General features: G+C 38.7%; 5 protein-coding genes. 2 read left to right on the top strand and 3 right to left on the bottom strand.

Going from position 1 to position 8,424, the window contains the following annotated elements:
- Positions 1 to 448 precede the first annotated feature (448 nt).
- Together ENL20_08545 and ENL20_08540 are read left to right on the top strand one after the other, a co-directional pair.
- Positions 449 to 1,669 (top strand): mechanosensitive ion channel, encoded by a 1,221-nt coding sequence (locus ENL20_08545; protein ID HHE38605.1) that lies wholly within the window; start codon positions 449 to 451, stop codon positions 1,667 to 1,669.
- A 23-nt stretch (positions 1,670 to 1,692) separates the two neighbouring features.
- Positions 1,693 to 2,409 carry a peroxiredoxin gene (locus ENL20_08540; GenBank protein HHE38604.1) on the top strand — a complete coding sequence of 239 codons (717 nt, stop codon included), beginning with the start codon at positions 1,693 to 1,695 and terminating at the stop codon, positions 2,407 to 2,409.
- A 146-nt stretch (positions 2,410 to 2,555) separates the two neighbouring features.
- On the opposite strand, the gene ENL20_08535 is transcribed toward ENL20_08540, so the two are convergent.
- The 3 genes from ENL20_08535 to ENL20_08525 all read right to left on the bottom strand — a co-directional run bounded on the left by ENL20_08535 (position 2,556) and on the right by ENL20_08525 (position 8,291).
- Positions 2,556 to 4,610, bottom strand: coding sequence for a hypothetical protein (locus ENL20_08535; GenBank protein HHE38603.1), 2,055 nt, complete (start codon positions 4,608 to 4,610; stop codon positions 2,556 to 2,558).
- 104 nt (positions 4,611 to 4,714) lie between these two features.
- Positions 4,715 to 6,835, bottom strand: a complete 2,121-nt coding sequence (locus ENL20_08530; protein HHE38602.1) for a T9SS type A sorting domain-containing protein — start codon at positions 6,833 to 6,835, stop codon at positions 4,715 to 4,717.
- A 13-nt stretch (positions 6,836 to 6,848) separates the two neighbouring features.
- On the bottom strand, positions 6,849 to 8,291 hold the full coding sequence (locus ENL20_08525; protein ID HHE38601.1) for a PEGA domain-containing protein: 1,443 nt from the start codon (positions 8,289 to 8,291) through the stop codon (positions 6,849 to 6,851).
- Positions 8,292 to 8,424: the final 133 nt, after the last annotated feature.

The following is an 8,424-nucleotide window of genomic DNA, read 5'->3' as shown; positions in this document are numbered from 1 at the left end:
TTTGCTTTAGCTGACTTGATTTAAGTTTTCTAACTTGCTTATGTCAGTAAACTTAACTCAAGACCTACGGCTTAAGTCAAGTTTCCTTTTATTGAGAAAACGTACTTTTCGTTCAAGCACTAAGTAGTGTCATTCTGACGAATCTTATAAGGAAATTCTTCGGATGAATCTTGAGATTCCTCGATAGAAAAGCCAGAAGAATACTCGGAATGACAGTTTTATAAATGAGTCCACTCTAAAAAGGCAATAATTTGGAATATGTATGAAATTTTGCACGAAATTTGGAAACTGATGAATCGGTTAATGACCTCTATCTTCTTATAATCCACCAACTTAAGTTGGTGGTTAATGAAACAGGAAAAAGTATTAACCGTTTTAACGGTTTCTAATTTTATTGAATTTGATCTTTTTAGAGTGGACTCATAAATATTTTTAATAAGGAGAACCAATGAACCTGCAAACCATCCAAAACTGGCTGAATGTAAACTCCACAATAGCCCAAATTATCACATTTTCCGGAGTTTTTATTTTAGCCTTGATCTCATATTTCATTTTTAAAAGAATAATTTTAAAAGTTATTGAACATATCAGCAAAAAAACCAAAACCAAATGGGATGATTATATTGTTGCCAGAAAGGTTTTCCACAAATTTGCTTTTATCCTTCCCTTCGTGATCTTTTATTCATTATCTTACCTATTTCCATCTATCCAGGAACTTGTAAAAAGAATTTCCTTATCGCTGATCGTTTTCTTTTTCATATCAGCGATTTCTGCTTTCCTGAATGCTGCAAACGATATTTATATGACCATTAAAAGATCCCAGGCAAAACCGATCAAAGGATATTTGCAGATCGTTTCCATCTTCTTTTATATCATCGGATTTATCATTATTTTTGGAATTGTTTTTGATAAATCCCCCTGGATCCTGATCAGCGGATTGGGAGCAATGACCGCGGTTCTGCTTTTGATCTTTAAAGATACGATCCTCTCATTCGTTGCCAGCCTGCAGATATCGTTCAATAATTTAATTGCGATTGGAGATTGGCTTTCAGTTCCGCAATTCGGAGCAGACGGAAATGTGATCGATGTTGCTCTGCATTCCATAAAAATCCAGAATTGGGATAAAACGATCACCACCATTCCTACCCATAAACTGATCGATGGTTCGTTCAAAAACTGGCGTGGAATGGAAAATTCCGGTGGTCGCAGGATCAAAAGAGCAGTTTATATCGATCTGGCGAGTATCAGATTTTGTGATGAAGTGATGTTAAGCAAGTTTGAAAAATTCCAGTTTCTTACCGATTATCTGAAATCTAAAAAAACAGAAATAATGAAATTCAATAAAGATAAAAAAATCGATACTTCCGAACTGATCAATGGAAGAAGACTGACTAATATAGGAACTTTCCGAGCCTACATTTCTGAATACTTGAAAAATCATCCTCAGATCAGAAAAGATATGACCTTTTTGATCAGGCAACTTCCTCCCGGAGCAACCGGACTTCCGATCGAGATATATGTTTTCTCCAATGATATTAAATGGGCTAATTATGAAGCGATCCAGGCAGATATTTTTGATCATATTTTAGCAGCAATCCCGGAATTCGGTTTAAGAGTTTTCCAGAATCCGACCGGGTATGATTTTGGAAAAGGATTTGGAAATCATTGAATTTACATACAGGAGGTAATAAAATGAATGAAGAAATTCCTGTTGGTTGTGCCAGACCAACAAGTGGTACAATTTCGGAAACAAGAAATGAAAAAAAAGAGAAAAAGCAGAAAGAAAAAAAGGAGGTAATGATGATCAAAGTGGGAAAAAAAGCACCGGATTTTACAGCTCCGGCTTATTTTAAAGGTAAGTTCATTAATGTGAAATTGTCTGATTATTTAGGGAAGTGGGTAGTATTATGTTTCTATCCCGGAGATTTTACTTTTGTTTGAGCTACCGAAGTTTCAGCAGTTGCTGGAAAATATAACGAATTTCAAAAATTAGGAGTAGAAGTTCTATCTATGAGTGTGGACAGTATGTTTGTTCATAAAATGTGGAATGATAATGAACTTTCCAAAATGGTGAAAGGCGGAATTCCTTTCCCGATGTTATCTGATGCCGGTGGAAAAGTAGGAACCATCTATAATGTTTACGATGAAGATGCAGGAGTTGAAACAAGAGGAAGATTTCTGATCGATCCTGATGGAGTAATTCAGGGTTATGAAGTCCTTACTCCTCCGGTTGGTAGAAATGTTTCCGAAACTATAAGGCAGATCCAGGCATTCCAATATGTCAGGAACAGCAAAGGAACAGAAGCAACTCCTTCCGGTTGGAAACCAGGAAAAATGACTTTGAATCCCGGGCCGGATCTAGTTGGAAAAGTCTGGAAAGAATGGAAAATTGAGATGGCTTTTGAATGAAAGTAACTTTATGAAAATTCCCACAATGAAATTTTTATTAAAATTTCATTGAAGATCAGCAATTTCTGCCGTGATTTAAAACTGAAACCTTCCAAAGGTCAATAAGAATGAAATATTTGCACGACACCTTTGGAAGGTTAATTCATTTATGGTTCATAAACACAAGAAATCCGGTAAAAATACATATCTGCTTCCGGGCTTAATTGTATGGAAGTATCATAAACATCATAAACTGATGTATAAACTGGAGAATATGGACCATCATAAATATATAATTTATAATAATCTGCTGTGATCGTTCTGCCGCCAACTGTTTGGGTGACAGCATCCCAACTAATTGTAACATTGTCTTCCGTGCATTCTATCTGAAGATTTACCGGAGTAAGCGGAGTCAATTCTTCTTCGAGAGCAGACAATGCTGCTTCCACATCGATCTTCCCTGCTCCCCAAGTATCATTAGGAACATCTCCGGTATAACCATCGATTGCAGCATGATTCCAGAGTTTTACATAAAGATCAGTCCTATCGATTTGTGGATCATAATCTTTCAGGAGAGCAGCAGCTCCGCAGGCAATCGGACTCGAACAGGAAGTTCCCTGAGCAATGAAATAATCTGCCGGAAGTCCTGTTCCTCCATCGTTATTGATCACATTTGGTCCCCAGACTCCAAAGGGAGGACCGGAAATAGCATCGTCGTCCCGCAAAGAAATGATCATCGAACCGGGAGCACAAATATCCGGTTTTTGATATCCGTCTATCCTCGGACCTCTGGAGGAAAAAGTGCCGATATCTCCCACAATTTCATCTGTCCAGCAGTACAGGTAATTGTAACTGTACCAGTCATTGCGAGTTACCCAGGCTCCGACTGCGACTGCCAGATCAGCAGTTCCCGGACTTTCAATAGTATAGAAGGGATCAGGATCAGCAAATATACCATTGCTTGACTGGCTGAATAAATGATAATCGAGAGTCTCACCAGATTGATTGATAACTTTTATAAAAATCGGATCATTTCCAAAAATCGTGGCAGTTCCATATCTGGATTGTGTTCCACGCGGAGATTGAGTCATGTCATAAATCGTCTGAATTGTGACCAGATCGTAATCTTCATCATAGAATTCTAATGTCATCGGTCTTTGGACTGTTGTATCTGGGCTGTCATACCAGACAAGATTGAAGAAATAAGTTGCTCTCGTTTCAGTTGTATCATTATAATTGACGGCAATAAAATCAGAACTCGAACCTCCTGAAAGTGTTCCTGAATAATGCATTTTGTTATCTCCCGAATTTCCTGCTGCCTGGAAAACAAGACAGCCGTCGTTCGATATCCAGTCAACCATCTGATCTGTTTCATCGCTGCCGTCATGATAAACATCCCAACCTCCGATACTGGCATTAAGCAGATCTGCATCATAATAGAAACGGGCTGCTTTATAACAATGATTAAGTGCTGCAGTAGGAATCGCATGCGTATAATCCTGTCCGACTTTCAAACCAATCCAGTCCGCACCTGGTGCCATTCCTTTCCAAACTCCTCCGGAAAGAGTTCCCTGCCCAACGATGGAACCGGCAATGTGAGTTCCGTGTCCGGTTCCGGTGTGAGCATTGGAAACTGTGAAATCACTATCCGGAACTGCTTCTGTGTAATTACTGTAATCAACTGCGATCAAAGGAGTTGGTATATCTTCATGATCCAGCTCAAAGCCGGAATCGATGATCGCGATCTTTACTCCCTCTCCTGTTAAATTGTAAGATTCGGATGAAATCACAGAAACTCCGGTATTCTCTGCTGCCAGATCATTATTGAATTTGAATTGTCCTTCAGCAGTATTGATCCGTTTGATTTGAGAAATCTCTGATATTTCTTCCAGTAATTCCAAATTTAAGGGAATTTTTGCTGTCAGATATCCGGTCGGATGATTTTCCAAAGGTGGAATCCAACTTTCTGGAAAGATCTGGATTCCTTTTTGATCTAACATTTCAATCATTCTGGAATCCGGTTTTGAATCGAAATGAATAAAAACGAGTTGAGAATTCATATCAGGTGCATTTCGGTTGATCTCATGTTTTTTTACGATTTCCCTGTTTTGAAACATCTCTTTCATTTTCATTTCACAGAAAAGTTTTCCGCTAACTTTCGCGGCATAAACAGAATTAACTAAAGCTCCTAATAAAATTACGATAATTACTAACTTTTTCATTTTTTTCTTCTCCTTTTTTGTGTCACGGATTACACGGATTTAACGGATTTTTTTGTAATTTAGTATTTTTATCCGTTTGATCCGTGAAATCCGTGAGCCATTTTTCATTTCATCAGGATCAATTTCTTGACGGATGTAAATCCATCAATCGATATTTTGTAGAAATAGATTCCGCTGGAAACTGATTTGTTGTTGTCATCCTTTCCATTCCATTCAATCGAAAATCTACCATCGTCAATCGAAAATTGCTTCACTTTCTGTCCTTTGATATTATATATATTCAATTCTGTGTTTTCAGTGTTTTCGGTGTTTAGTTGGAATGAGATCGTTGTTTGTGAAGTGAACGGATTCGGATAATTCTGGAAAAGTTCGAAATTATTACTATTTGAGATAGAATTATCATCGACAGCTACTAATTGTTGGATCGCATTTTCCACATCGAGTTTTCCATATCCCCAGGCAGGATTGGGACATTCTCCGGTAAATTCATCTGTTCTCGCATTTTCTGTGATCAGAACGACCAGTTCATCTCTTGTTAAGGTCGGATCATATTCTTTGAGTAATGCTGCAGAACCGCAGGCAGCCGGGCTGGACATCGAAGTTCCGGTCAAGATGATATAATCAGCAGGCAAACCTCCGGTTTCATCTCCTTCCGCATAAGAATTACTTATCACAAAAGGAGTCCAGATGCCAAATGGAGGTCCGTTCCAGGCATCATCGTCACGAGGTGAAATAAGAGCAACTCCCGGAGCGACAATGGTTGGTGCGAACATTCCATCGACCCTTGGACCTTGATTAGAAAAAGGAGATAGTTCTTCTAAATCCGATCCTGTAAAAGTTACAATGAGTCCTTCCCAACTTGTCCAGGTTATTCTTGAGTTATAAGAACCGACGGATATTGCCAGATCAGCATCAGCAGGGGAAGCAATCGTATAATTCGGATCAGGATCGGAAAATTCTCCATTTCCGGATGTTATGAATAAATGAAAATCCAGATTTTCGGAAGATTGATTCATTACCTGAACATAAAAGGGATTTTGTCCGAAAACCGTAGCTGTTCCAAATCTTGATTGAGTTCCTCGCGGAGATTGAGTCATATCTTCAACATCCTGAAAAAAGAGCGGCTCGAAATCCTCATTATAAAAGAGCATTGTCATTTCTTCCTGAATTTCAGTATCAGGACCATCATACCAGATCATATTAAAATTGTAGATAATATCACGAGTTTCGCTTGTATCACTGTAGTTTACGGCAATAAAATCAGAAAGATCATTTCCTGCTAAATTTCCTGAAAAATGCCAGTTTCTATCTGCATCATTTCCGGTTGAGATAAAGGCAGCACAACCATCTTCGGAAATAATATCTACCATTTGTGCATCTTCGCTGCTGCCGTCATGATAATCATCATATCCACCCAAACTGGCATTGATAAAATCAGCATTATAATAGAATCTGGCAGCATAAAGACAATGAAGAAATGCAGAAAGATAAATCGCTCCCGTATTATCATGTCCAACTTTAAGAGCTATAAAATCTGCTCCGGGAGCCATTCCTTTCCAGACTCCGTTAGATTGCGTTCCTTGTCCGAGAATTGTGCCGGCAACATGAGTTCCGTGTCCGGTATGAGTCGATTCGTTGGAAACCGTGAAATCGCTGTCCGGTTCTGCTGTGTAATTACTGTAATCTACTGCGATGAATGGATCGGGAAGATCCGGATGATCGAGTTGGAAACCGGAATCGATGACAGCGATTTTCACTCCTTCTCCGGTAAGATTATACGGATTTTCCGAAAGAGCTAATGCTCCGGTGTGTTCTGCTGCTCTGTCGTTATGCAGAGATAGAGTTCTTTCAGCAGAATTGATCATCTTGATTTCCGGTATTTTTTCCAATTGGAGAAGTTTTTCTCTAATTGCCGGAATACGCGCAGTCATAAATCCAGTCGGATGATTATTACACGGTGGAATCCAACTTTTTGGGAAAAGTGTTACATCCATATTTTCGAGTTGAGAATGTATTCTGCTATTCGGTTTGTTCTCAAAATGTAGGAAAATTAATTGGGATTCAAAACTGGGAGCATCTTTTATTAATTTTGGAACTGCATCGAATTCACCACGATTGAATCTATCCTTCATTTTGATCTCTGTCATCAATCTACCGGAAATCTTACCGGCATTTAATTGAGAAACAAGAAGAACGATCAATGCAAATATTATTATCTTTTTCATCCTAACCTCCGAATTAATTTGTCAAAGTTACATAAATATATTGAGGAAGTCCTGATAAAATTTCGACATTCTCAATATCCTGGGTCGTATAACCTTGTTTGGAAACTCTAACCGTATAATTTCCGGTGGGAACACTTTGAAATGTATATGTTCCCAAAACTCCTGTTGCTCCTGATAATGTTGTATCCAGAATTTCAATTGCTGCTCCGTTAATTGGAATCTGGAAAGTATTCTCAACATAACAGATGAGAGTTCCGGTACCGCTTATTTGTTGCAGTTGAACATCGAGATTAGTCGTTCCGCCGTTTGTTACGGTTACATTTTCAACTACTAAAGTTTCATATCCCGGTTTGGAAAAACTGATGTTGTAAGTGCCAGAAGGGATCAGAAAGATTTCATAAGAACCGTCATCAAAGGTAAGAGAGGAATTATAAAGATCCACGACTTGACAAACAACATTTACGATTGGTTCTCCATCTAAATTGGTTACAAAACCGGCAACACTGCCGGAATTTGTCGAACCTTCCGGCATCAAGAGGAAATCAGCAGCGACTTCTTCATCAGCAATAACTTCTACATTTAGTGTTGCATTATCAAAACCATCCTTTGTGCAGTTGATTGTGTAATTTCCAGCAGGTACATTTTCAATAGAATAGATTCCATCTGCATTGCTTGTTGTATTGAAAGATGTTCCTTCTATTTCAATGTAAGCACCTGATACTATAGTTTGATTGATAACATCGGCAACAAATCCGTAAACCAAACCGTTTCCGCCGCTGGCTTGATCGATCTGTGCATTCACAGTTGTTGTTTGATCGTCAGAGATCTGAACATTGTTTTCTGTGTGATCTTCATAACCTGATTTGGAGAATTTAACGGAATAAGTTCCAACCGGAATATCCGAAATAGAATATTCTCCGTTGGCATTGGTTTGATCACTTAAACTCGTACCAAGAACCTGCACTAAAACACCTTCCAACGGATTTCTACCTGCTGTAACTGTACCTGTTAAATTTCCTTTCTCATCAGGATTTCCACCACCTTGAGAATAACTCAAAACAAGAAACTCATCATCTACAGTTCCTTCCATGATCAAGGTTTGACCATTGATCTGGTAATCCCATTGATAAGTTCCAACCTCGATCCATAAAGCATTGCTTTGAGTGATATCGGTTGTCATTGTGCTTCCGGTAGAAGTTACTTTCCCGGAAAAAGTTGCTGTCTCATCATCTTCCTCATCCACAAATTCACCATTCATGTTTCCGTTTGCTTCGATATTAACAAAACCTTCATAATCCTGCTCTCCGTCTTCATCCGTATAGGTTTGAAGGATCCAGTTTCCAACCAGATCCTGATCGAGACCACCGCTTGGACTCGTTCCTGAATCCTTGCTGCAACCTGCGAGTAATATTCCAATTAATATTATTGGAATTACATAAGTTCTAAATTTCATCATCTCCTCCTTTATTTCTTCCGAAGCTTTCTTTCACTTGTTCATACATAAAGATTCGGAAGGATATGAATGCCCCTAACTTTCCGAATCCGGCAGCTGCAGGATAAGAATATCTTCATGAGAAGCTTCGGAAAGG

It is taken from the genome of Candidatus Cloacimonadota bacterium (assembly GCA_011372345.1).
In the GTDB taxonomy this organism is placed as follows: Bacteria; Cloacimonadota; Cloacimonadia; order Cloacimonadales; family TCS61; genus DRTC01.
The sequence above is the reverse complement of the archived record's forward strand: the minus strand, read 5'-3'. Positions and strand labels throughout refer to the sequence as shown.

Bases quoted from the DNA above. Each gene is read 5' to 3' on its own strand.
- ENL20_08545 (HHE38605.1), top strand. From the start codon at position 449: ATGAACCTGCAAACCATCCAAAACTGGCTGAATGTAAACTCCACAATA.
- ENL20_08535 (HHE38603.1), bottom strand. From the start codon at position 4,610: ATGAAAAAGTTAGTAATTATCGTAATTTTATTAGGAGCTTTAGTTAAT.
- ENL20_08530 (HHE38602.1), bottom strand. From the start codon at position 6,835: ATGAAAAAGATAATAATATTTGCATTGATCGTTCTTCTTGTTTCTCAA.
- ENL20_08525 (HHE38601.1), bottom strand. From the start codon at position 8,291: ATGATGAAATTTAGAACTTATGTAATTCCAATAATATTAATTGGAATA.